The organism is Roseicyclus sp., assembly GCF_018402035.1.
Taxonomy (GTDB): Bacteria; Pseudomonadota; Alphaproteobacteria; order Rhodobacterales; family Rhodobacteraceae; genus Roseicyclus.
The window spans coordinates 83,670-106,576 of record NZ_JAGYJN010000006.1 but is presented as its reverse complement, the minus strand read 5'-3'; the positions used below and the strand labels follow the sequence as shown (position 1 = coordinate 106,576).

Genomic DNA, 22,907 nt, shown 5'->3' with positions numbered 1-22,907 from the left:
CCCATGCCGCCCGAGGCCCAAAATGACCAAGCCGCCGCTTACCATCCATCTTGCCGCACCGCGCGGGTTCTGTGCGGGCGTGGACCGCGCGATCAAGATCGTCGAGATGGCGCTCGCGAAATGGGGCGCGCCGGTTTTCGTGCGCCACGAGATCGTCCATAACAAGTTTGTCGTCGACGATCTGCGGGCCAAAGGTGCGGTCTTTGTCGAAGAGCTGGATGACTGCCCCCTTGACCGCCCGGTGATCTTCTCGGCCCATGGCGTGCCGAAATCCGTGCCTGCGGCAGCGCAAGCGCGCCAGATGCTTTTCGTCGATGCCACCTGTCCGCTGGTCAGCAAAGTCCATATCGAGGCCGCGCGCCATCACGAGAACGGGCTGCAAATGGTCATGATCGGCCATGCGGGTCATCCTGAAACCATCGGCACCATGGGTCAGTTACCCGAGGGCGAGGTGTTGCTGGTCGAAACGGTGGAAGATGTTGCACAGGTCGCTGTGCGCGATCCGGCAATGCTGGCCTTTGTGACCCAAACCACGCTCTCGGTCGATGACACAGCCGATATCGTCGCGGCATTGAAAGCGCGCTTTCCCGCCATCGTCGGCCCACACAAGGAAGATATCTGTTACGCCACCACCAACCGCCAAGAAGCGGTCAAGGCCATGGCGCCCTTGTGCGATGCGATGCTGGTGGTGGGCGCGCCCAATTCCTCGAACTCCAAACGGCTGGTCGAGGTTGGGGCGCGCGCAGGCTGCGGTTACGCCCAGCTTGTGCAGCGCGCCGCCGATATCGATTGGCGCGCGCTTGAAGGCATCGGAAGCTTGGGTATCACGGCGGGGGCCAGCGCACCGGAGGTCTTGGTCAACGAAGTCATCGACGCCTTCCGCGACCGCTATGATGTGACGATAAAGCCCGTGATCACCGCCGAAGAGAATGTCGAGTTCAAAGTGCCAAGGCTCTTGCGCGAAGCCGTGTGAGCGAGAGCACGATTTTTCGTACGAAAAATCGCAGATTGCGGATTTTCGTACGAAAATCCGGCACATCCCTTGCCCAGACATCCATGGCGATGCACAAACCGATCATGAACCGCATCCCCGCCCCTGCCCTGATCCTTGGCCTTGCTGGCCTTTTGCCTTTCATCTACGGGGCGCTCTCGGTGCTATGGCCCGCGCTTGGCGGGTTGGGCCAAATCTGGAGCGTCAATCACAGCGGGCGCGCGCTGCTGCAAATCTACGGCATCGTCATTTTGTGTTTCATGGCGGGCGTGATCTGGGGCTTTGCCGCCAAGGCCGAGGCGCAGCAGGCAACACTATTTTATGCGCTCTCCGTTATCCCCGCGATTTTCGTGTTCCTCACCGCCTTTGCCGAACCACGCGCAAGCTTGGTCATGCTGATCGCGGGCTTCGTCGCGCTTTTGGCCATCGACCTTAGCGCGGCGCGCCTTGGGCTTGCACCGGGCTGGTGGATGCGGCTGCGCCTGATGCTCAGCACAGTGGTCGTCATCTGCCTTGGCATCGGCGTGCTGGTATGAGGTCCGCTGATGCCTGAGCTTTTCGCCTATACCGATGGGGCCTGTTCCGGCAATCCCGGCCCGGGTGGCTGGGGTGCGCTGTTGCAGGCCAAGGATGGCCAGACCGTCGTCAAGGAACGCGCGCTCAGCGGCGGTGAGGCTGACACGACCAACAATCGGATGGAGCTTTTGGCCGCGATCGCCGCCCTCGAAGCGCTGGAGCGGCCCTCGACCATCACCATCGTGACCGACAGCGCCTATGTGAAGAACGGCGTCACAGGCTGGATTCACGGCTGGAAGCGCAATGGCTGGAAAACCTCGACCAACAAGCCGGTGAAAAACATCGAACTTTGGCAGCGTTTGGATACCGCGCAGTCGCGCCACCGCGTCACTTGGGAATGGGTCAAAGGCCATGCCGGCCACCCCGAGAATGAACGCGCCGATGAATTGGCGCGCGCGGGCATGAAACCCTTCAAATGAGCGTGCTGACAGCCCTCGATTACGCGGCAGTGCTGGTCTTTGCCCTGACCGGTGCCTTGGCCGCATCGCGTGCGCAGCTTGACCTGATCGGTTTTGCCTTCTTGGCCAGCCTGACGGCGCTGGGCGGCGGCACGGTGCGTGACCTGTTGCTGGATCGCAATCCGGTGTTCTGGATCGCTGACCCCACGCCGCTTGCCATCGCCTGCGCCGCCGCCGTTTTGGTGTTTTTCACGGCGCATCTTTTGGAAAGCCGCCAAATGGTGCTGACATGGCTCGACGCGCTGGCCCTGCCCATCGCGGTTGCGGCCGGCGTGCGCGCTGCGACCGAGACCGGGCAAAGCGTGCCGATCATCTTGATCATGGGCATCACAACGGGGTGCTTTGGGGGGCTTTTGCGCGACATCGTCGCCAATGAAGTGCCGCTGCTTATTCGCACGGGCAAGCTTTACGTCACCGCCGCCTTGGCCGGGAGTGGCGCGGCAGTCATCGCCGATGCGCTTTGGCCCTCCGAGGTGCTGTCGCTGGTGGCCTGTGTGGCGATCTGCTTTGCGTTGCGTGCGGGATCACTGCTCTTTGGGTGGCAGCTTCCCGTCTATAAGCCGCGCCCGCCACGCGGATGATCCGCCAGATTTCTTGACACAGCCGCAGGGCTGGCCCAAGACCGCGCACAAAGGCAACGCGAAAAGGCAGGGCATCATGGCAGCAGCGGCCAAACAAGACGGCATCTTGGAAACGGTCAAGACAATCGTCTATGCGCTGTTGATCGCGGGTGTGTTTCGCACGCTGTTCTTTCAGCCCTTCTGGATTCCCTCGGGCTCGATGAAAGACACGCTGCTGATTGGTGATTTTCTCTTCGTCAACAAGATGGCTTATGGCTATTCGCGCCATTCCTGCCCGTTTTCGATCTGCCCCTTCGAGGGGCGGCTTTTTGCGCGCGAACCTGCGCGCGGCGATGTGGTGGTGTTTCGCCACCCCACCGAAGGCACGGATTTCATCAAGCGGGTGATCGGCCTACCCGGTGATCGGGTCCAGATGATCCGGGGCGTGCTGCATCTCAACGGCACCGCCGCCGGCATGGTTTCCGTCGCGCCATTTCTCGAGACTTTTGCGCCGCAGGGGCCGCAGGGTCTTCCGCCGCGCTGCGCCAATGCGCCGGTCGGTGCGGGCGGGGTTTGTGAAAAACCGCGCTTCATCGAAACGCTGCCCGACGGGGTCAGCCATGCGATCTTGAACATCACCGATGGCAGCCGGGGCGACGACACGCCGGAATTCATCGTGCCCGAGGGTCATTATTTCATGATGGGTGACAACCGCGACAATTCGGTCGATTCGCGCTTTCCGCAATCGATTGGCGGTGTGGGCTTCGTGCCGTTTGAGAATATCTTGGGCCGTGCAGACCGCGTCATGTTCTCATCGGCAGGCCAGCGCATGGTCTATTTCTGGACATGGCGGTCTGACCGTTTCTTCGAGGCAATCGAGTGAAGCTGGCACGCGAGCTTGAGGCGTTTTGCGACCGGCTAGGCCATCGCTTTGCCCAGCCCGAGTTGATCACCCGCGCGCTCACGCATGCCTCGCTGTCCTCATCGACACGGCCGGATAATCAGCGGCTCGAATTCTTGGGTGATCGTATCCTTGGCCTTGTGATGGCCGAGGCGGTGCTGGCCCAAGACAATGATGCCAGCGAAGGCCAGCTTGCCCCGCGCTTCAATGCTCTAGTGCGCAAGGAAACCTGCGCCGAGGTCGCGCGCGAGCTTGATCTGGGTGCGGTGCTGCGGCTTGGCAAATCCGAGATGTCGACAGGCGGGCGGCGCAAAACCGCGCTCTTGGGCGACGCGATGGAGGCGGTGATCGCCGCCGTCTATCTCGATGGCGGTTTTGAAGCGGCGCGCGCGGTGGTGTTGCGGCTTTGGGGTGCGCGCGTGGCGGGCGTGGCCGATGATGCGCGCGATGCCAAGACCGCGCTGCAAGAATGGGCGCAAGCGCGTGGCATGCCCCCACCCGCCTATCGTGAAGTATCCCGCGAAGGGCCGGATCATGCACCGGTCTTTCGGGTCGAAGCGCGGCTCGCCGATGGTCAGGCAATCGAGGCCGAGGGGCGGGTCAAACGACAGGCCGAACAAGCCGCGGCAAAAGCCCTGCTCGATCGGCTCGGCGCACACTAAGCGCCCGCGGATGTGACGCGCAAAGATGATGGCGGATGGCGCTAAAGGCCAACCGCCTCATCAAGACCCAACAGCAGGTTGAGGTTCTGCACCGCAGCCCCTGATGCGCCCTTGCCCAGATTGTCCAGAACCGCGATCAGCACCGTGGCCCCGCTGTCGGCGTCACCATCAACGGTCAATTCCATCTTGTTGGTGTCATTCACGCGCTGCGGATCGATCCGGTCGCCCATGGTCTCACGCGCGCACACCTGCACGAAATGCTGGCCTGCGTAATGCGCGCGCAGCGCGTCCAGCGCGGCCTCTGGCCCGCCGGGGGCGAGGTGCAGCGGCACTTGCACGATCATGCCTTGGGCGAACTGGCCCACCTGCGGCACGAAGATCGGTTTGCGCGCAAGCCCTGCGCGCGCCACGATCTCGGGCAGGTGCTTATGCTTTTGCGCGGTGCCATAGACGAAACCACCCGTGACCGCGCCGGTCTCGAACTCGGCGATCATCGCTTTGCCACCGCCAGAATAGCCCGAGATCGCGTTGATCGTGATCGGATGATCAGCCGCGATCAGCCCGGCATCGATCATCGGCCTGAGAAGCGCGATGGCACCCGTGGAATAGCAGCCCGGGTTCGAGACATATTTCGCGGCCGCAATCCGGGCGCGCGCGCCTGCGTTAAGCTCGGCAAAGCCAAACTCCCAATCGGGATCGGTGCGATGCGCGGTCGAGGCGTCGATGACCCGGCAGGGCAAGGCACGTAGATCGGGCGCGATGTCATGGACTGCCGCATCGGGCAGGCACAAGATCGCGACATCGGCTTTGGCAAAGGCCGCAAGCCGGGCCTCGCGCGATTTGCGGTCGGCCTCGGAAAGCGAGATCAGGCTGATATCATCACGGCGTGCCAGACGCGCGCGGATCTGCAACCCGGTCGTGCCAACTTCGCCATCGATGAAAACCTTCGCCGTCATGATCATCCCCTTCTACGCCGCATGATCGCTTCTGTGTCGCGCGCATACAGCCAAAGGCCCGTTTCGCGCAACTGTGGACTGTGGCAAATCCGCTCGTGATGGGCTAGGACCACAGACCAGAGATCCCAAGGACATATCCCATGACCACCCGTGCCGGTTTCGTTGCCCTGATCGGAGAGCCCAATGCGGGCAAATCCACGCTGCTCAACCGGATGGTGGGGGCCAAGGTCTCGATCGTGACCCACAAGGTGCAGACGACGCGCGCGCGTATCCGCGGTGTCGCCATCGAGGGCGAGGCGCAGATCGTGTTCGTCGATACGCCCGGCCTGTTTCAACCCCGCCGCAGGCTGGACCGCGCCATGGTCGCCGCTGCGTGGGGTGGTGCGGCTGATGCTGATATCATTGTGCTGTTGATCGAGGCGCATCGCGGCATGACCGAAGGGGTCAAGGCCATTCTGGCCGCCATGCAAGACAAGGCCCGTGGGCGGCGCGTCGCCTTGGCGGTCAACAAGATCGACCGGGTCGAGGCACCCACGCTGCTCAAGCTGACCGAAGAGATGAACGAAGCCTTTCCCTTCGAGCGCACCTATATGATCTCGGCGGAAAAGGGCTATGGCGTCGCTGATCTGCGCGCTTGGCTGGGGCAATCCCTACCCGAAGGTCCATGGCTTTACCCCGAGGATCAGATCGCCGATCTGCCGATGCGGATGATCGCAGCCGAGATGACGCGCGAAAAACTGACCCTGCGCCTGCACGAAGAACTGCCCTATCAGCTCACCGTCGAGACCGAGAATTGGGAAGAGCGCCAAGATGGCTCGGCGCGGATCGACCAGATCGTCTATGTCAGCCGCGATGGCCATAAGGGCATCTTGCTGGGCAAGGGTGGTGAGACGATCAAATCCGTCTCCAAGGCCGCGCGCGAAGAATTAGAAGCTTTCATGGGCCGCCGCGTGCATCTGTTCTTGCAGGTCAAGGTGCGGCCAAACTGGCTGGACGAGGCCGAGCGCTATTCCGAGATGGGGCTTAATTTCCGCGACGGGAATTGATGGCAGTGGCCCGGCTGACGGCAGAGTTTTGGGTCGCGGCATATCTGGCGCGGCTCAGGCAGGCCGATATCCCCGCCTATGTCATCGCGCGCGGCGATGCGACGGCGGGTGCGGTGTTGGTCAAATGCAGCACGCTTGATGGTCTGGCCGTGGCGTTTCAACGCCGCAGCGACCCGATGAGCGGCGAAAGCCGCTGGATGGAACTGGCCCAAGGCCCCGAGGCCGAGGTGGATCGCGCGATTGCCCGCCAACGCGGTTTTGACCCCGACCTTTGGGTGATCGAGCTTGAGGATCGCGCGGGGCGGCATCTGCTCGGCGAAGATGGCTTGGCCTGAAGCACCTACCGGTCAGCAAAACGCCCGATCATGATCATCACAACACCGCCCAGCAAGAACAGCACCAAAAGCCCTGTTAAATGGGTTGCCACCACGATGGGCGGTTCACGCGCCAGATCGATGAAGGGATAGGGATAGACCCCATCCACGGCACCTCGCGCCAGCGCATAGGCGCCGTAGACCGACGGCCAAAGCAGGAAAATCGGCAAATCGCCATAATCGAGCCGTTGCTTGGGCGCATGGAACACCCACCACAGCGCGATGGCGACAGGCGTCAGGCTGTGCAGCCCATGATCGGCCCACCATCCAAGCCCGGTGAAGCTGACAAGATGGGCCAGCGCCAGATGATAGATCAGCCCTGACATCATGACCGACAAGCTCAATGCCGCCAACCAAGGGGCGGCAAGCTCTGCACGCACCGGGCGCGCGATCAGCGCAAAGGTGAGCACCACCAAAAGATTGGTCAAAATCGTGAAATAGCGTGCCATATCCCATGCGGTCACGACCATCGGCACATCCGCGCGGCCATGCAGATGGATAAATTGCGCACAAAGCGAGGCCAGCGCCAGAAAGGCGATCGCCAATGCCATGCGACGGGCCGAACGGGGCAACACCAGATACATGGGCGAAAACCTGCCATGTGCCTGCGCGATGGACAAGCCGGGGCCGCAAGGCTTAACTCCGCCCCATGGAATGGCGCGCCGAGGGGATCGTTTTGGGCATACGTCGGCATGGCGAACATGCCGCGATCGTCGATCTTTTCACCGCCGAACATGGCCGCCACTTGGGCGTGGTGCGCGGGGGTGCCTCGCGCAAAATGGCGCCCTTGTTGCAACCCGGCGCACAGCTTGACGCGACATGGCGGGCGCGGCTCGACCAACACATGGGCAGCTATACCATCGACTTGGTCAAGGGGCGCGCGGCGGCGGCGATGGAGGATCGGCTGATGCTGGCCGGGCTCAGCGCGGTTTGCGCGCTTTTGTCCTTTGCGCTGCCTGAACGCCAAGCCTACCCCGCGCTTTATGCGCGCAGCGCGGCCCTGCTTGACGGGCTGGGCGCGGATCGCTGGGTCGAGGCCTATCTTGGCTGGGAACAAGCGCTGTTAGAGGAAACGGGCTTTGGCCTCGATCTTTCATCCTGTGCCGTCACGGGGGTGACGCAAGGTCTGGCCTATGTCTCGCCGCGCTCGGGGCGCGCGGTCTCGGTCGCGGGGGCGGGGACGTGGGCGGATCGGCTGTTGCCGCTGCCCGGTGTCATGCGCAGCGTACCCGGTGATGACCCGCGCGAGGTGGTGTTGGGCCTACAGACCACGGGGCATTTCCTGTCCACGCATCTGGCCCATGCGCTGGGCAACAAACCCCTGCCCGCCGCGCGCACGCGCCTGATCGATCTGATCGCGGCGCGCGTAGCTTAGCCCGAAAGCGGATAGGCGGCCAAAGGCGCATGGATCGCGCCGCGCGGCCCAAGGTTGGAGCGGTAAAGCGTCGCCGCACGCGCAGTAAACCCCGGCAGATCGGACCGCGCGCCCAAGCTTGCGGCCAGCCGGTCGCGGCCCGCACCATCAGGGCGACGGTTTGCGCGCATCAAGGTGACATGGGGCCGAAAGCGGCGGCGCGGCAGATCAAGCCCCGCCTGTCGGCAAAGGCTGGCGATCCGGTCATGAAGCGCCTGCAACGCTTGGCTACGCGCGACATCGGCAAAGATCAGCCCGTGCTGGCTTTCGGTAAAGCTGTCGATGCCAGTAAAGCGGATCTCGACGGGCGGCATGCGCAGGGCGCTGAGCATTTCGTGCAGCGCCTCAAGCCCGTCCTCGGGCGCGTCCTCGAAAAAGGCGAGCGTCAGGTGCAGATTGTCCTCGGGCACGGGGCGGCCAAAGGGGATACCCGATTGCAACCGGACCAGCGCAGCGGCGGTATCATCGGGAATGTCGAGGGCGAGAAAGGCGCGCATGGGGCAACCTAGCGCGCCTTTTGCCCTCGGCTCAACCCAACAGCCGCCGTGCGATCACCTGTGCCTGAATCTCGGCGGCGCCTTCAAAGATATTGAGGATGCGCGCGTCGCACAGGATGCGGCTGATCTTGTATTCCAGCGCGAAACCGTTGCCGCCATGGATTTGCAGCGCGTTGTCGGCGCAGGCCCATGCCACGCGCGCACCCAACAGCTTGGCCATCCCCGCCTCGAGGTCGCAGCGCCGATCATGGTCTTTCTGCCATGCGCTGAAATAGGTCAATTGCCGCGCGATCATGATCTCGACCGCCATCATGGCCAGCTTGCTGGCCACGCGCGGAAAGTCGATCAGGGATTTGCCGAATTGCTTGCGGTCTTCGGCATATTGCATCCCCTCATCCAGCGCGCTCTGCGCCACACCGATGGCACGCGCCGCCGTCTGAATGCGGGCGCTTTCGAAGGTCTGCATCAGCTGCTTGAAGCCTTGGCCCTCTTCACTGCCCAAAAGGTTCTCACCCTTCACGGCAAAATCGTCGAAATTGACCGTGTATTCCTTCATGCCGCGATAGCCCAACACTTCGATCTCGCCGCCCGAAATGCCCTCATCGGGAAAGGGGTTCGCGTCATCGCCCGGCGTTTTCTCGGCCAAAAACATCGACAGGCCCCGGTAATCGGTGGTGTCGGGGATTGTGCGGGCCAGAACCGTCATCACATGGGTGCGCGAGGCATGCGTGATCCAAGTCTTATTGCCCTTGATGATCCAATCGCCGTTCGCGTCCTTGACCGCGCGGGTGCGCAAGGCCCCAAGGTCAGAGCCGGTGTTGGGTTCGGTGAAAACAGCCGTGGGCAAGATCTCACCCGAGGCAAGGCCGGGCAGCCATTTTTCCTTTTGCGCCTGCGTGCCGCCCGCAAGGATCAGTTCGGCGGCAATTTCCGAACGTGTGCCAAGGCTGCCCACCCCGATATAGCCACGGCTGAGTTCTTCCGAGACAACGCACATCGACGCCTTGGACAGGCCAAAACCGCCATATTCCTCGGGGATGGTCAGGCCGAACACACCCATCTCGGCCAATTCGTCGATCACCGCCATCGGGATCAACTCATCTTTCAGATGCCATTCATGGGCGTGTGGCACGACCCGGTCGACCGCGTAGCGGCGGAACTGTTCGCGGATCATCTCGAGTTCGTCATCCAGCCCGGCATTGCCCACGGTGATCTCGGCGCGGCGTTCCTGCATCAGGGCGACAAGGCGCAGCCGCGCGGCTTGGGTATTGCCCGATTGGGTCAGGATCATCACAGCGGGCGTGGACAACAGGCCGCGCATATCCTCGGGCGACAGGCCCATATCCTGCGGGCGCAAGATCTCGGCCTGGTTCATCTGGATACCGCCCGAAAGCTGGGACAGATATTCGCCAAAGGCGATCTGGTGGATCAGTTGCTCCACCTCGCCGAACTTGCCCTGTTCGCTCAAGCGCGCGGCCCAAGCCTGCATCTGGCGCAGCGATTCGACGTAAGTGGCCAGCCACGCCAAACCATGGGCGGCGGTCTGGTTCTCTTCGATCGCCGGGGCAGAGATGCGGCCATCGACCGTGACCAAGGCCGCCACGCGCAGGCGCGCGATGTCCAACACCCCCTCAACCGGCGAAAGGGCGGCAGCGCCCAGCGCCAAGAGATCGTCAAGGATGACTTGGGTCTCGGCGAACGGCTGTGCATCACGGGGCATTGTCGGTCTCCTCAGTCGCGGCTTGGGCTTTCTGGTGGCTTAAAGTGTTTGCAGGTGCAGCGCAACAAAAATACCAAATTTTCCACATGAACGCAGGAAAATGTCGCATGTCTTTTTGCGGTGCAGCGCGCCCGACTGCGCGCTAGAACTGCGCCGGAAGGGGATTACCATGCTGCAAGAGAGTTTTGATCTTATGCCCCTTTGGGCCTTTGTCGCGGCCTGCGGGGTCACGATGGTCGCGGGCTTTGTCAAAGGTGCCGTTGGCTTTGCCATGCCGCTGGTGATGATCTCTGGCCTGTCGCTGTTTCTTGATCCCTTGGTCGCGGTGGCGGGGATCGTCTTTCCCATCGTGATGTCGAATCTGTTGCAGGTCTTGCGTTTTCCCTTGCCTGAGGCCGTCGCGGTCTTGCGCGAGTTCTGGCGCTATATCTTGATCGTCTGCGTGATGATCATGGTGGTCGCGCAATTCGTGACCGCGATCCCGACGCAGACATTCTACCTCGTCTTGGGCGTACCGGTGGTGATCTTGTCGCTGATCCAGCTCAGCGGTGTGCGCTTTCACATCGCGCCGCGATGGCGTCACCCCTCCGAATGGGGGGTGGGCTTTTTGTCGGGGGCAATCGGTGGGCTGACCGGCACATGGGGGCCACCCACGGTGCTATACCTCATCGCGCTGAACATGCCCAAGGCCAAACAAATGCTGGTGCAAGGCGTGGTCTATGGCTTGGGTTCCGTCAGCCTATTGGTCGGGCATTTGCAATCGGGGGTGCTCAACGCGGTCACGATGCCGTGGTCAGCGGCGCTCTTGATCCCGGCATTTTTGGGCATGCAGGTGGGGTTTTGGATGTCGGATCGGCTGAACCCCGAGATGTTCCGCCGCGTCACGCTGGTCGTGCTGATCGTGGCGGGGGCCAATCTGGTGCGGCGCGGCCTGCTTGGCTAAGCCACGGCCGGACCACCCGCAAGCGGGTGATCCGGCGCGCATCGCTTAGGAAATCGCCGCCGCTTTCACATCATCATCGATGTAGGGGACATATTGCGCGAAGTTATCGGCAAACATCCCCACCAGCTTTTGCGCCTGACGATCATAACCCGCCGCATCTGCCCATGTGCCGCGCGGATCAAGCAGCCCCGCATCCACGCCATCGCATGCCATCGGCACATCGAAGCCGAAATTGGGATCGCGGCGGAACTCGCCCTTGGCCAGCGAGCCGTTCAAGGCGGCGGTCAAGAGCGCGCGTGTGGCGCGGATCGGCATGCGGTTGCCCGTGCCATAGGCCCCACCCGTCCAGCCGGTGTTGACCAGCCAGCAGGTCGCGCCATGCTGGTTGATCTTGTTTTGCAAGAGCTTGCCATAAACCTCGGGGCGGCGCGGCATGAAGGGTGCGCCGAAACAGGTCGAAAATGTCGGCTCGGGCTCGGTCACGCCGCGCTCGGTTCCCGCCACCTTGGAGGTGAAGCCAGACAAGAAGTGATACATGGCCTGCGCCGGTGTCAGCCGCGCGATGGGCGGCAACACGCCAAAGGCATCGCAGGTCAGCATGACGATATTCTTGGGATGGCCCGCAAGCCCCGTGGCCGAGGCATTCTCGATCTGCTCCAGCGGATAGGCGCAGCGGGTGTTTGCCGTCAGGCTGGCATCGTCGAAATCCAGCACCAGCGTCTCGGGGTCATAGACCATATTCTCGATCACGGTGCCAAAGGTGCTGGTCGTGGCGAAAATCTGCGGCTCTGCCTCTTGGCGCAGGTTGATCGTCTTGGCGTAGCAGCCACCCTCAAAGTTGAAGATGCCCCGATCAGCCCAGCCATGTTCATCATCGCCGATCAGTGTGCGGCCCGGATCGGCCGAAAGCGTGGTCTTGCCGGTGCCCGAAAGACCAAAGAACACCGCCGCATCATCGGGGTTGCCGGTGGCATGGTTGGCCGAGCAATGCATCGGCATCACACCCTTGCCGGGCAAGATGTAGTTCAAAAGCGTAAAGACCGATTTCTTGTTCTCGCCCGCATATTCGGTGTTGGCGATGAGAATCAGTTTCTTGTCGAAGTTCAGCGCAATCACCGTATCGCTGCGGCAGCCATGGCGCGCGGGATCGGCCTTGAAGCTGGGGCAGTTGATGATCGTGTACTCGGGAACGAATGTCGCTAGCTCTGCGGCGGCGGGGCGGCGCAGAAGGTGGCGGATGAACAGATTGTGCCACGCCAGTTCCGACACCACGCGCACATCAAGGCGATGCGCCGGATCGGCCCCACCATAGAGATCTTGTACAAAATAATCGCGCCCCTGCATATGCGCCAGCATGTCGGCATGCAGCACATCAAAGGCATCAGGCGTCATCGGCTTGTTATTGTCCCACCAAATGTGGTCCTCGACCGCCGGGCTGCGCACCACGAATTTATCCTTGGGCGAACGGCCCGTGAAGGTGCCGGTCGACACCAAGAGCGTGCCGCCCAAACCAAGCCGCCCTTCGCCGCGCGCGATGGCCGCTTCGATCAGCGCCGGTTCCAGAAGGTTGTAATGCACCGTGCCGAGGCCCGTCATCCCTTGGGCGGCCAAAGTCTGTGACGGGTTAACGCGAGGGGTGGTCATCTGATGTTGCTCCTGGATCGGTCGTGGCAACCTATGGGTCAGGGCCTGTGCCATGCGGCCCTATAACATGACGGTTTTATGGCTGAACAGGTCGCTGTCACCCAGTTAGCGCAACCAGTCCGACATTTTCTTTCGGACCCCTGCGTGCAGTAAGGAAAGATGCAAGGCAAATGCTGTGGCAGTTTCATCACTGATTAACGCTCGAAAGATTAATTCGCACATGGCGCTTCGCCCGATTCGGCGATTAACGATTGATTCCCACGGCCCAAATCGAGAGAATGTGGAAAAAACAAGGCAGTTGAGCAGTAACAAGGATCACGAGTATGCCGAGGATCGCACTTGTCGATGACGACAGGAATATTCTGACGTCTGTATCGATGACACTCGAGGCTGAGGGCTTCGACGTCGAAACCTACAATGACGGTCAGTCCGCGCTGGACGCCTTTAACCGCCGCCTCCCCGATCTGGGTGTTTTCGACATCAAGATGCCCCGCATGGACGGGATGGACCTGTTGCAAAGGCTGCGACAGAAAAGCCGGATGCCGGTCATTTTCCTGACCTCCAAGGATGATGAGATCGACGAGCTGATGGGACTGCGCATGGGCGCTGACGATTACGTCAAAAAGCCCTTTTCTCAGCGGCTCTTGGTCGAGCGTATCCGCTCTATCCTGCGTCGGCAGGACGCGATTGCATCTGATGCCGCAGGCGTGCCCGAGGAAAGCACCATCATGGTGCGTGGCCAGTTGACGATGGACCCGCTGCGCCATGCGGTGAACTGGAAAGGCATGGATGTGTCGCTGACAGTGACCGAGTTCTTGCTCTTGCAAGCGCTGGCCCAGCGCCCCGGTTTCGTCAAAAGCCGCGATCAGTTGATGGATGTGGCCTATGATGAACAGGTCTATGTCGATGACCGCACCATCGACAGCCACATCAAGCGCCTGCGGAAAAAGATGCGCAGCGTCGATGATGATTTCTCGGCGATCGAGACGCTTTATGGCATCGGCTACCGCTACAACGAAGAATAGGCAGACACGCGGTGCCCGCTGATTTGTCCCTCACCAATCGTCGCGCCAATGAGCGCGCCGATATCGTGTTGGGCGAAGATTGGGATCGCCCGCCCGCCGCGGTCGAGCACGAGCTCAAGGCCGCGCGCGCGCGGCGCAACATGCTCTCGCTCAACCGCTCGCCGCTCTCGCGCAAGATCATCTTGTTCAACCTGTTGGCGATGGTGGTCCTTGTCGCGGGGGTGATGTATCTCAACCCGTTCCGCGACAGCCTCGTGGTGCAACGCGAGCGTGCGCTTGCCGTCGAGGCACAGCTGATCGCCGAGGTGTTCGAGGCCAGCATCCCCCAAGAGATGGCTGGCAATCCCTTCGCCCCCGGCGGTGATGCTGCGCAATCTGTCTTGAGTAGGCTTAGCCTGTCGGCAGGTGTCGATGTCTTTGTTTTCACTGCACCCGATATGCTCGTCGCAACCACGCAAAACATGTCGGGTAATCCTGCGCGACCGGTGCGCGGGCTTGAAGACACAAGGCAAGACGCGCTGCTCATCACGGATTTTCTGGGCTGGATTTGGTCAGGGCTTTCCGAGGTGTTGACCAGTGCGCGTCCCGAACCGATGCACCGCGATGCCTCGGAACTGGCGCGCGCCTTGGTGGAACCCACGGCCGAGGGTCTGACGGTACTCAGCCGGGGCTTTGACGGAACAGGCACGCTTTATGCCGCCGCCTCTCCAATTTTCGCGACCTCGGGTCAGGTTGGTGTCGTAGTGGTGACCACGGCAGCCGGTGAGATCGATCACCTTGTGCGGGTCGAGCGCGAGCAATTGCTCCAGATGTTCGCGGTGGCGCTTTTGGTCTCCATCGGGTTGAGCCTTGTTCTGGCCTCGACCATCGCCCATCCCTTGGCCGATCTGGCCGCCGCAGCCGAGCTTGGCCGCGACAAGAACGCCCGCAAGATGAGCCCGACACGCGTGCGTATTCCTGATCTCACGGGCCGACCCGATGAGATTGGGCGGCTATCGGGTGCGCTGCGCGGCATGGTGTCGGCACTTTATGACCGGATCGATTCGAACGAACAATTCGCCGCCGACGTCAGCCATGAGATCAAAAACCCGCTGGCCAGCTTGCGCTCTGCGGTGGGCACGCTGCGCGTGGCCAAGACCGATGATCAGCGCAACCGCCTGCTTGAGGTGATCGAGCATGATGTGCAGCGTTTGGACAGGCTTGTCTCTGACATCTCGAACGCCTCGCGGCTCGACAGCGAATTGGTCAAGGAAGAGGAAGAGGTTTTCGACCTTGTCCGCACCTTGCAAAACATCTCGCAATATCACGCGGGCGAGGCCGAGAAGAAGGGCGTCGATTTCGTCACCGACCTCCCGTTCGAGCCGATCCGCATCTCGGGGCTTGAGGGGCGGTTGGCACAGGTTTTCGTCAATCTTCTATCCAATGCGATTTCTTTCTGCGAAGACGGTGACGCCGTCAGGCTTTGGACAAGGCGGCGGGAAAACCGGGTGCTGATCGTGGTCGAGGATACCGGCCCCGGCATCCCCGAAGAGGCGCTGACCAAAGTGTTCAACCGATTCTATTCCGAACGCCCCGTGCAACAATTCGGCAATCACTCGGGCCTTGGCCTCGCCATCTCCAAGCAGATCGTCGAGGCGCATGGCGGTGTGATCTGGGCCGAGAATATCCGCCCAACCGAGGCTGATGCCACCTCGGAGCCACTGGGCGCGCGCTTTGTCGTCGGCCTTCCCATCTGATCGCGCGACGCCATGCATCCCGAACCTGACCCGATTTCGCGCTGGGTCACGGCCCGCAATGGAACAGCACTTTGGTTGAACGCCACGGCTGTGGCCGTCGATGGTCAGGGGCTTGTGATCCTTGGCGCGCCGGGATCGGGCAAATCGACGCTCGCCATCGCGATGATGGCGCTTGGCGCTGTCTTGATCTCGGATGATGGGGTTTGGCTACAAAGCGACAGCACACCCGCCATTTTGGCGCGCCCCGAACAGGCGCGCGATCTGATCGAGGCGCGCGGGGTCGGGCTGATCCGGGCGGGCCCCACACTTGCCCGCGCCCCTTTGGCCTTGGCCATTGATCTTGACCGCCCCGCAACCGCACGTTTGCCCCTGCGGCACACCATCGCGCTAGGTGACAGCAGGGTTCCTTTGATCCATGCTGCAGGTGAACATCACCTTGCCCCTGCGTTGCTTTTGATGATGCGGCATGGGCGCGCCGAACCCTGACACGAGGCAATAGGGCACATGCCGCCTGTAGAACCGCCATCGCCGCCGCCGCCAGCGCGCGTGGTATTCGTCACCGGCCCATCGGGGGCGGGCCGCTCGACTGCTATTCACGCACTCGAAGATCTGGGGTTTGAGGCGATCGACAACCTGCCCTTGTCTCTTTTGCCCCGTCTGCTGGAGGGGCCACCCCCCGAACGGCCCATGGCGCTTGGCACCGATGCGCGCAATCGCGACTATTCCGCGGCGGGGCTCTTGGAGGCATTCGCGCGCCTCGCAAACAGCGAGGGCTATGCCCCCGACCTGCTCTATCTCGATTGTGCGGCCGATGTGCTGCAACGGCGCTATTCCGAAACAAGGCGGCGTCACCCCTTGGCCCCCGATGCAGACCCCGCGCAAGGCATCGCGCAGGAATTGGCGCTTTTGGGGCCGGTACGCGCGGGCGCAAGTGTTTTGCTCGATACGTCGACCCTGACCCCGCATGATCTGCGCGCCGAGATCACCCGCCTTTTCGCCCCCGAGGGCGGCGGGCGCATGGCGATCACGATCATTTCTTTCTCGTATCGGCGTGGCCTGCCAACGGGGGCCGATCTGGTGTTCGATTGCCGTTTCTTGCGCAACCCCCATTGGGAGCCGGGCCTGCGCCCACAAGATGGCAGCGACCCCGCCGTGCAGCGCTATATCGCCGCCGATGCAAGGTTCGCCACCTTTCGTGACCAAGTAGGCGCAATGCTCGACACGCTGCTGCCCGCCTTCGCCGCCGAAGGCAAAAGCCATTTGACCATCGCGTTTGGGTGTACCGGCGGGCAACACCGCTCGGTCGCATTGACCGAAATCCTTGCCAGCCACCTTGCACAGACAGGGTGGCCCGTGTCTAAAAGACATCGGGAAGTTGAACTGCGTCGCGTCCAGAATAACGACGCCACGCAAACGCCAGAGGCAAACTAGTCGTGATTGGCATCGTCATCGTTGCCCATGGGGGCCTTGCCTCTGAATTGCTGCGGGCAACGGAACATGTCGTGGGTCGGCAAACGGCGATGATCGCCATCTCGGTCGGGCCCGAGGATGACCGCACGGCGCGCACGCGCGAAATCTGCGAAGCGGCGGATTTGGTTGATGATGGCTCGGGTGTGGTGGTGGTGACCGATATGTTTGGCGGATCGCCCTCGAACCTGTCCTTGACCGCCTGCAAGCCGCAAAACCGCAAGATCCTGACCGGCGTGAACCTGCCCATGCTGATCAAGCTGGCAAAATCGCGGAACCTTGGCGTGGATGAGGCCGTGGCGCGCGCCGCCGATGCGGGGCGGCGCTATATCAACAGCTTCGATGGAACCCCCTGAGATGGACGAGCCGCGCGTGATCCGCAATCTTGAGATCATCAATGTCAAAGGCCTGCACGCACGCGCCTCGGCCCGATTTGTCGAGGTCGTCGAGGCACATGACGCCAAAGCGACCGTGCGGCGCGACGGGCTGAGTGCCGCCGGCGACTCGATCATGGGGCTTTTGATGTTGGCAGCTTCCATGGGAACCACTATTGAGGTCGAAACCAAAGGCTCCGAAGCGGAAAAGCTGGCAGATGCGCTGGCCACGTTGATCGGGGATCGTTTCGGCGAGGATAACTGACCGGGGCCGCGACGGCGCAAAACCGGGATGGGACAAGGGCGCGTGACCGACACAACGACGCGAAATATCCATGCGCCACGCCCTGCGCTGATGCCGGGGGCTGACCGTGTCTATGACCGGCGCAGTCTGACCTATTCCAATTCTTTCGAGAATCCTTGGATACGCAATCTTGTGCGGACCATGGAATGGATGACGGGCAAGATCACCATTATCCGCCGCGTGCGCCAGTTCGAGCGGATGGGCGAGGTCAAGGGACAGGCTTTCTGGCCCGCGACCATGAAGGCGATGGGCATCGACCTGAACACACCTGCCCACCAGCTTGCGCGCATCCCGACCGATGGGCCGGTCGTTCTTGTGGCCAACCATCCCCATGGTTTGGTCGATGGCATGATCTTGGCCGATTTGATCGGCCGCCGCCGCCCCGACTATCGCATTTTGACCCGAGCGCTCTTGACTGGTCTGGACGAGTCGGCCGCAGGCTACATGATCCCGGTGCCGTTCCCCCATGACACGGACGCACAGGAAAAGATGCTGCAAATGCGCGCCTTGGCGATGGAGCACTTGGCGCAAAAGGGGCTGATCGCATTGTTCCCCTCGGGCGCAGTCGCTGCCTCGCAAAGCATGTGGGGCCCCGCGATCGAGGGCGAGTGGAACGTCTTTACCGCCAAGATGATCCGCACATCAGGCGCGACCATCGTGCCACTTTATTTCACCGGCGCGAATTCTCGGCTTTACCACATCGCCAACCGCATCTCGCCCGTGCTGCGTCAGGGGTTGCTGCTGCACGAGGTGGTCCACAGCTTTGACAAGCCGCAAGCCCCCATTATCGGCAAGCCGATCACACCCGACCAATGGGAAGGCCAAATCGGCAAGCCGCGCGAATTCATGGCGTGGCTGCGCGCGCGCACCTTGGCACTCAGGGATGAACCTGATCAGGGCGAAACCTGACCCCGATTAGCGCGTGGGAACCGGCACCTCGCCGCGATAGTCGTAAAAGCCCCGTTGCGTCTTACGCCCCAGCCAGCCCGCCTCGACATATTTTGTGAGCAACGGACAGGGGCGGTATTTCGTATCCGCCAGCCCGTCATGCAGCACGTTCATAATCGCAAGGCAGGTATCAAGCCCAATGAAATCAGCCAACTCCAGCGGCCCCATCGGGTGGTTGGTGCCCAGCTTCATCGCCATATCGATGGAGGTGACGTTACCCACCCCTTCATAAAGCGTATAAACCGCCTCGTTGATCATCGGCATCAAGATACGGTTAACGATAAAGGCCGGGAAATCCTCGGCCGTGGCCGCTGTCTTGCCCAGCCGGTCGACCACGGATTTGCACGCGGCAAAGGTTTCTTCATCGGTCGCAATCCCGCGGATCAATTCCACGAGCTGCATCACCGGCACGGGGTTCATGAAATGAAACCCCATGAATTTCTCGGGCCGGTCAGTGCGCGAGGCAAGCCGGGTGATCGAAATCGACGAGGTATTCGAGGTCAAAATCGTCGTAGGCTTTAGATGCGGAAGCAGATCTTCAAAGATCGCCTGTTTCACTGTCTCGCGCTCGGTCGCGGCTTCGATGATTAGATCGGTTTGGCCCAGTTCGGCCAGCTTGGTGGTGGTGCGGATACGCGCCATGGCGGCGGCCATCTCGGCCTCGCTGACCTTGCCGCGCCCAACTTGGCGCGCGATGTTGCGGTCGATGAGTGCCACGGCCTTGTCCAGCGCATCGGCGCTGATATCGGTCATCATCACATCATAGCCCGCCAAGGCGCAGACATGGGCGATCCCGTTGCCCATCTGTCCTGCACCGACCACACCGATCGAAGAAATATCCATTTTCGCCTCTCGCGCTTGGCTGATGGGCGCACCATAGGCCCGCATGCCGGATCGGCACAAGCCCGCGTGGCCATATGCCATTTCGGCGAACCCATCGCAGAAATTCCAAAAATCCAATATAAATTATAAGCTTAGCGTTTTCGAAAGACCTACGCGCCAAACTTGCCAATGGGTGAGACTTCAATCTGGTGGGAGTGAAGGAGCGATGAGTTTCGAACAAAGGGGCCTATTGCCCCTAACCTATGAACCTGTGTGCTATCCCGGTTCGGTCCTGCGGTTTCGCGGGCCGCCATTACAAATGGCCAGCCCATTTATCTTGTGCTTGGGCGGGTCGGAAACCTTTGGCCGCTTCGTGCACGCGCCCTATGCGCAGCAATTGGCCAAAAGCCTGCCGCGCGATGTGGTCAATATGGGCGTGATGAATGCCGGGCTGGATGTCTTGATGCATGATCCGGCCATCACCCGCGCGACACGAAACGCCGCCGCCGTGGTGTTGCAGATCACCGGGGCGCATAACCTCTCGAACCGGCTATATGCGGTGCATCCGCGCCGCAATGATCGCTTCGTCAAGGCGACCGCGATGCTGCGCACCATCTACCGCGACGTCGATTTTACCGAGTTTCATTTCACGCGCCATTTGCTGAGCCATCTTCAGGGGATTTCAGCCGAGCGGTTCGCCATCGTCGCGGCTGAATTGCGCGTCGCATGGTTGGCGCGGATGCGCAGCTTTCTGGCCGATACCCCCGTGCCGGTGCATTTGCTTTGGCTGGCCCGCCACCACCCCGAGGATGAGGGACAAAGCGGCCATCTGGGGCCTGATCCGCTGTTCATCACCCCCGACATGCTGGCCGAGGTTGCGGCAATGGCGGCCTCGCTCAGCATCATCTGCCCCGCCAAGGGTCAGATGGCGGAAACAACACGGGGTATGATCTATACCGCAAGGGAAGCGGCCGCAGCGCGCGCCCTGCCCGGCCCTGATTTGCATGATCGCGCGGCCAAGGTGCTGCTGCCACTTTTGGCCTGAAACGAAAACGCCCCGACGGCCAAGCCGCGGGGCGTATGTTTGGTCAAAAAGCGCAAGCGCTCAAAGCTTGGCGGTCAACTCGGGGATGGCATCGAACAGATCGGCGACCAGACCGTAATCGGCCACCTGAAAGATCGGTGCCTCTTCGTCCTTATTGATCGCGACGATAACCTTGCTGTCTTTCATCCCGGCCAAATGCTGGATCGCACCGGAAATACCGACAGCGACGTAAAGATCGGGTGCCACGACCTTGCCGGTCTGACCCACCTGCCAGTCATTGGGCGCATAGCCCGAATCGACCGCTGCGCGCGATGCGCCGACCGCGGCACCCAGCTTGTCGGCCAGCCCCTCGATCAACGCGAATTGCTCTTGGCTGCCGACGCCGCGACCGCCCGAGACGACGATCCCCGCGCTGGTCAGTTCGGGGCGGTCGGAATTGGCGGTCTTATCCTCGACCCATTCCGACAGCCCGCTTGCCGCCGCCGTGGCCAAGGCCTCGACCGGTGCGTTATTGCCCGTCGCTGCCGCCTCGAAACCAGCGGTGCGGATGGTCATGACCTTGACCTTGTCACCCGATTTCACCGTCTGGATGGCATTGCCCGCATAGATCGGGCGCTCGAATGTCTCTGCATCGATCACGGCAGTCACTTCCGAGATGACCATCACATCAAGAAGGGCCGCCACGCGCGGCAGCACATTCTTTGCATCCGAGGTCGCGGGCGCCGCGATATGGCTATAGCCCCCGGAAAGCGAGACCAACAGATCGGCAACAGGCTCGGCCAGCATGTGGCAAAAGCCGTGATCGCCCGCAAAGATCACCTTGGACACACCGGCAAAACTGGCCGCTTGGGCCGCTGCCGCGTCACCGCCTTGACCGGCGACCAGCACATGCACATCGCCCAAGCCCGACACCGCACTCAGCGCCTTGGAGACCTGATCGGCCGCCAATTGCCCGTTCGTCACATCCGCAAGAAGAAGAACAGCCATCAGATCACCCCCGCTTCGTCTTTGAGTTTCGCAATCAGCTCATCGACCGACCCAACCTTGACGCCCGCCTTGCGGCTGCCCGGCTCGACGGTCTTGATCACCGTCAGGCGCGGCGTGACATCAACCCCGTAATCGGCGGCGGTCTTTTCATCGAGGGGCTTTTTCTTTGCCTTCATGATGTTGGGAAGGCTGGCGTAGCGCGGCTCGTTCAGGCGCAGATCGACGGTCACGATCGCGGGCATCTTGACCTTGATCGTCTGAAGGCCGCCATCAACCTCGCGGGTGACAATGGCATGATCGCCTTCAACGGCCAATTCGCTGGCAAATGTTGCCTGCGCCCAGCCCAAGAATGCGGCAAGCATTTGGCCCGTGGCGTTCATGTCGTTATCGATGGCCTGCTTGCCCGCCAGCACAAGGCCAACGCCCTCTTCCTTGGCGACGGCGGCCAAGATCTTGGCCACGGCCAGCGGCTCGATATCTTGCTGCACATCTTCGGTCGCGGTGACCAGAATGGCGCGGTCCGCCCCCATGGCGAGTGCGGTGCGCAGCGTCTCTTGCGCCTGCTTCACACCGATAGAGACGACGATGACCTCTTCGGCCTTGCCGGCTTCTTTCAGGCGGATCGCCTCTTCGACCGCGATTTCGTCAAAGGGGTTCATCGACATTTTTACATTGGCGAGATCGACCCCCGAACCATCCGCCTTGACGCGGACCTTCACGTTGTAGTCGATCACGCGCTTAACGGGCACAAGTACCTTCATCGCGTTTCTCCTCTTGGCGACGCCGGGGCGTCGGAAAACCTTCAAGCGGCAGTGTTAGTGCGTTCGGGGTATCGAAAACAGGTCAAAATCGACGCGGCAGGGTTCATCGACGCCGCGTCATGGCCAACAGCCCCGGCCTACACTGCCTTGCGCGCCCGAAGTGCGGCCGAAATCGTGCCATCATCGAGATAATCAAGCTCACCCCCGATGGGCACACCTTGCGCAAGCGAGGTGACGGCAACCCCCCGGCCCGCCAGCGCATCGGCGATGTAATGGGCGGTGGTTTGCCCATCGACCGTGGCGTTGAGCGCCAAGATCACCTCGCCCACCCCTTCGCCCGTTACCCGGTCGATCAGGCGCGGGATGCGCAAATCCTCGGGGCCGACATCATCGAGCGCCGAAAGCGTGCCGCCCAGCACATGGTAACGCCCGGCAAAGACCTTGCCGCGTTCCATCGCCCAAAGATCAGCCACATCCTCGACCACGCAGATCTGGCCATTGGCGCGCTTGTCATCGGTACAGATGGGGCAAAGATCGCCCGTGCCGATATTCCCGCAATTGAGACATTCGCGCGCCGTTTCGGCCACATGGCTCATCGTCTGGGCCAAGGGGCGCATCAAGGCACCGCGCTTTTTGATCAAATGCAACACAGCACGCCGTGCCGAACGGGGGCCAAGCCCCGGCAGGCGCGCCATG

At 61.8% G+C, this 22,907-nt stretch carries 27 protein-coding genes; 18 read left to right on the top strand and 9 right to left on the bottom strand.

The genetic code is table 11. From position 1 onward, the window contains the following. The first annotated feature begins 22 nt into the window (after positions 1-22). The 6 genes from ispH (at position 23) to rnc (ending at position 4,148) form a co-directional block, all read left to right on the top strand. Positions 23-973 (top strand): 4-hydroxy-3-methylbut-2-enyl diphosphate reductase, encoded by a 951-nt coding sequence (ispH, locus tag KG698_RS11135; RefSeq protein ID WP_213685647.1) that lies wholly within the window; start codon positions 23-25, stop codon positions 971-973. A gap of 83 nt (positions 974-1,056) precedes the next feature. Next, the gene (locus KG698_RS11130; protein ID WP_300983653.1) at positions 1,057-1,527 is read left to right on the top strand and encodes a DUF3429 domain-containing protein; all 471 of its coding nucleotides are present in this window, start codon (positions 1,057-1,059) and stop codon (positions 1,525-1,527) included. A 9-nt stretch (positions 1,528-1,536) separates the two neighbouring features. Continuing rightward, complete coding sequence (gene rnhA, locus KG698_RS11125; protein WP_213685646.1) at positions 1,537-1,986, top strand: ribonuclease HI; 450 nt, start codon at positions 1,537-1,539, stop codon at positions 1,984-1,986. Continuing rightward, on the top strand, positions 1,983-2,606 hold the full coding sequence (locus KG698_RS11120) for a trimeric intracellular cation channel family protein (protein WP_213685645.1): 624 nt from the start codon (positions 1,983-1,985) through the stop codon (positions 2,604-2,606). Before rnhA ends, KG698_RS11120 begins: the two co-directional genes overlap by 4 nt. Before the next feature lie 76 nt (positions 2,607-2,682). Further along, on the top strand, positions 2,683-3,468 hold the full coding sequence (lepB, locus tag KG698_RS11115; RefSeq protein WP_213685644.1) for a signal peptidase I: 786 nt from the start codon (positions 2,683-2,685) through the stop codon (positions 3,466-3,468). Beyond that, the gene (gene rnc / locus KG698_RS11110) at positions 3,465-4,148 is read left to right on the top strand and encodes a ribonuclease III (protein WP_213685643.1); all 684 of its coding nucleotides are present in this window, start codon (positions 3,465-3,467) and stop codon (positions 4,146-4,148) included. The genes lepB and rnc overlap by 4 nt, the downstream gene beginning before the upstream one ends. A 41-nt stretch (positions 4,149-4,189) precedes the next feature. On the opposite strand, the gene argC is transcribed toward rnc, so the two are convergent. After that, positions 4,190-5,104, bottom strand: coding sequence for an N-acetyl-gamma-glutamyl-phosphate reductase (argC, locus tag KG698_RS11105; RefSeq protein WP_213685642.1), 915 nt, complete (start codon positions 5,102-5,104; stop codon positions 4,190-4,192). A gap of 140 nt (positions 5,105-5,244) precedes the next feature. On the opposite strand from argC, the gene era reads away from it, so the two are divergent. Both era and KG698_RS11095 read left to right on the top strand, forming a co-directional pair. Next, positions 5,245-6,150 (top strand): GTPase Era, encoded by a 906-nt coding sequence (gene era / locus KG698_RS11100; protein ID WP_213685641.1) that lies wholly within the window; start codon positions 5,245-5,247, stop codon positions 6,148-6,150. Next, a complete protein-coding gene (locus KG698_RS11095; protein WP_213685640.1) occupies positions 6,150-6,485 on the top strand; it encodes a DUF1491 family protein in 336 nt (111 codons plus the stop codon). The genes era and KG698_RS11095 overlap by 1 nt, the downstream gene beginning before the upstream one ends. A 5-nt stretch (positions 6,486-6,490) precedes the next feature. Here the strand turns inward: KG698_RS11095 and KG698_RS11090 are convergent, their stop codons facing one another. Beyond that, on the bottom strand, positions 6,491-7,075 hold the full coding sequence (locus tag KG698_RS11090) for a Pr6Pr family membrane protein (RefSeq protein WP_213685639.1): 585 nt from the start codon (positions 7,073-7,075) through the stop codon (positions 6,491-6,493). 98 nt (positions 7,076-7,173) lie between these two features. Here KG698_RS11090 and recO point away from each other — a divergent pair, with 98 nt between their 5' ends. Further along, a complete protein-coding gene (recO, locus tag KG698_RS11085) occupies positions 7,174-7,899 on the top strand; it encodes a DNA repair protein RecO (protein ID WP_213685638.1) in 726 nt (241 codons plus the stop codon). Here the strand turns inward: recO and thpR are convergent. Then, positions 7,896-8,435 (bottom strand): RNA 2',3'-cyclic phosphodiesterase, encoded by a 540-nt coding sequence (gene thpR, locus KG698_RS11080; RefSeq protein ID WP_213685637.1) that lies wholly within the window; start codon positions 8,433-8,435, stop codon positions 7,896-7,898. The two genes, recO and thpR, sit on opposite strands and share 4 nt — an antisense overlap. Positions 8,436-8,466: 31 nt before the next feature. Then, on the bottom strand, positions 8,467-10,155 hold the full coding sequence (locus KG698_RS11075; RefSeq protein ID WP_213685636.1) for an acyl-CoA dehydrogenase family protein: 1,689 nt from the start codon (positions 10,153-10,155) through the stop codon (positions 8,467-8,469). A 169-nt stretch (positions 10,156-10,324) separates the two neighbouring features. Between KG698_RS11075 and KG698_RS11070 the strand changes: the two genes are divergently transcribed. After that, entirely contained in the window at positions 10,325-11,098 is a 774-nt protein-coding gene (locus KG698_RS11070; RefSeq protein WP_300983646.1) for a sulfite exporter TauE/SafE family protein, read from the top strand. A gap of 45 nt (positions 11,099-11,143) precedes the next feature. On the opposite strand, the gene KG698_RS11065 is transcribed toward KG698_RS11070, so the two are convergent. Further along, positions 11,144-12,742 carry a phosphoenolpyruvate carboxykinase gene (locus tag KG698_RS11065; protein WP_213685635.1) on the bottom strand — a complete coding sequence of 533 codons (1,599 nt, stop codon included), beginning with the start codon at positions 12,740-12,742 and terminating at the stop codon, positions 11,144-11,146. A gap of 323 nt (positions 12,743-13,065) precedes the next feature. Between KG698_RS11065 and KG698_RS11060 the strand changes: the two genes are divergently transcribed. The 7 genes from KG698_RS11060 to KG698_RS11035 all read left to right on the top strand — a co-directional run bounded on the left by KG698_RS11060 (position 13,066) and on the right by KG698_RS11035 (position 18,557). Further along, positions 13,066-13,767: a response regulator transcription factor gene (locus tag KG698_RS11060; protein ID WP_213685634.1), complete on the top strand. Its 702-nt coding sequence runs from the start codon at positions 13,066-13,068 to the stop codon at positions 13,765-13,767. An 11-nt stretch (positions 13,768-13,778) separates the two neighbouring features. Continuing rightward, a complete protein-coding gene (locus tag KG698_RS11055) occupies positions 13,779-15,503 on the top strand; it encodes a sensor N-terminal transmembrane domain-containing protein (protein WP_367114078.1) in 1,725 nt (574 codons plus the stop codon). Positions 15,504-15,515: 12 nt separating this feature from the next. Continuing rightward, complete coding sequence (locus KG698_RS15590; RefSeq protein WP_300983644.1) at positions 15,516-15,989, top strand: serine kinase; 474 nt, start codon at positions 15,516-15,518, stop codon at positions 15,987-15,989. A gap of 18 nt (positions 15,990-16,007) precedes the next feature. After that, positions 16,008-16,934 (top strand): RNase adapter RapZ, encoded by a 927-nt coding sequence (gene rapZ / locus KG698_RS11050; protein ID WP_300983642.1) that lies wholly within the window; start codon positions 16,008-16,010, stop codon positions 16,932-16,934. 2 nt (positions 16,935-16,936) lie between these two features. Continuing rightward, positions 16,937-17,326: a PTS fructose transporter subunit IIA gene (locus KG698_RS11045; protein WP_213685633.1), complete on the top strand. Its 390-nt coding sequence runs from the start codon at positions 16,937-16,939 to the stop codon at positions 17,324-17,326. 1 nt (position 17,327) lies between these two features. After that, positions 17,328-17,609, top strand: coding sequence for an HPr family phosphocarrier protein (locus tag KG698_RS11040; protein WP_213685632.1), 282 nt, complete (start codon positions 17,328-17,330; stop codon positions 17,607-17,609). A gap of 90 nt (positions 17,610-17,699) precedes the next feature. Further along, positions 17,700-18,557, top strand: coding sequence for a lysophospholipid acyltransferase family protein (locus KG698_RS11035; protein ID WP_213685735.1), 858 nt, complete (start codon positions 17,700-17,702; stop codon positions 18,555-18,557). Between the two features lie 6 nt (positions 18,558-18,563). Here KG698_RS11035 and KG698_RS11030 read toward each other — a convergent pair whose 3' ends face one another. After that, positions 18,564-19,439 carry a 3-hydroxybutyryl-CoA dehydrogenase gene (locus KG698_RS11030; RefSeq protein WP_213685734.1) on the bottom strand — a complete coding sequence of 292 codons (876 nt, stop codon included), beginning with the start codon at positions 19,437-19,439 and terminating at the stop codon, positions 18,564-18,566. A 205-nt stretch (positions 19,440-19,644) separates the two neighbouring features. Between KG698_RS11030 and KG698_RS11025 the strand changes: the two genes are divergently transcribed. Next, positions 19,645-20,463: a DUF6473 family protein gene (locus KG698_RS11025; protein WP_213685631.1), complete on the top strand. Its 819-nt coding sequence runs from the start codon at positions 19,645-19,647 to the stop codon at positions 20,461-20,463. A 60-nt stretch (positions 20,464-20,523) separates the two neighbouring features. Here the strand turns inward: KG698_RS11025 and KG698_RS11020 are convergent, their stop codons facing one another. From KG698_RS11020 to recR, 3 genes are all read right to left on the bottom strand, one after another. Continuing rightward, complete coding sequence (locus KG698_RS11020) at positions 20,524-21,450, bottom strand: FAD-binding protein (protein ID WP_213685630.1); 927 nt, start codon at positions 21,448-21,450, stop codon at positions 20,524-20,526. Further along, the gene (locus tag KG698_RS11015; protein ID WP_213685629.1) at positions 21,450-22,211 is read right to left on the bottom strand and encodes an electron transfer flavoprotein subunit beta/FixA family protein; all 762 of its coding nucleotides are present in this window, start codon (positions 22,209-22,211) and stop codon (positions 21,450-21,452) included. Before KG698_RS11015 ends, KG698_RS11020 begins: the two co-directional genes overlap by 1 nt. Positions 22,212-22,348: 137 nt before the next feature. After that, entirely contained in the window at positions 22,349-22,906 is a 558-nt protein-coding gene (gene recR, locus KG698_RS11010; RefSeq protein ID WP_300983712.1) for a recombination mediator RecR, read from the bottom strand. Position 22,907 lies beyond the last annotated feature (1 nt).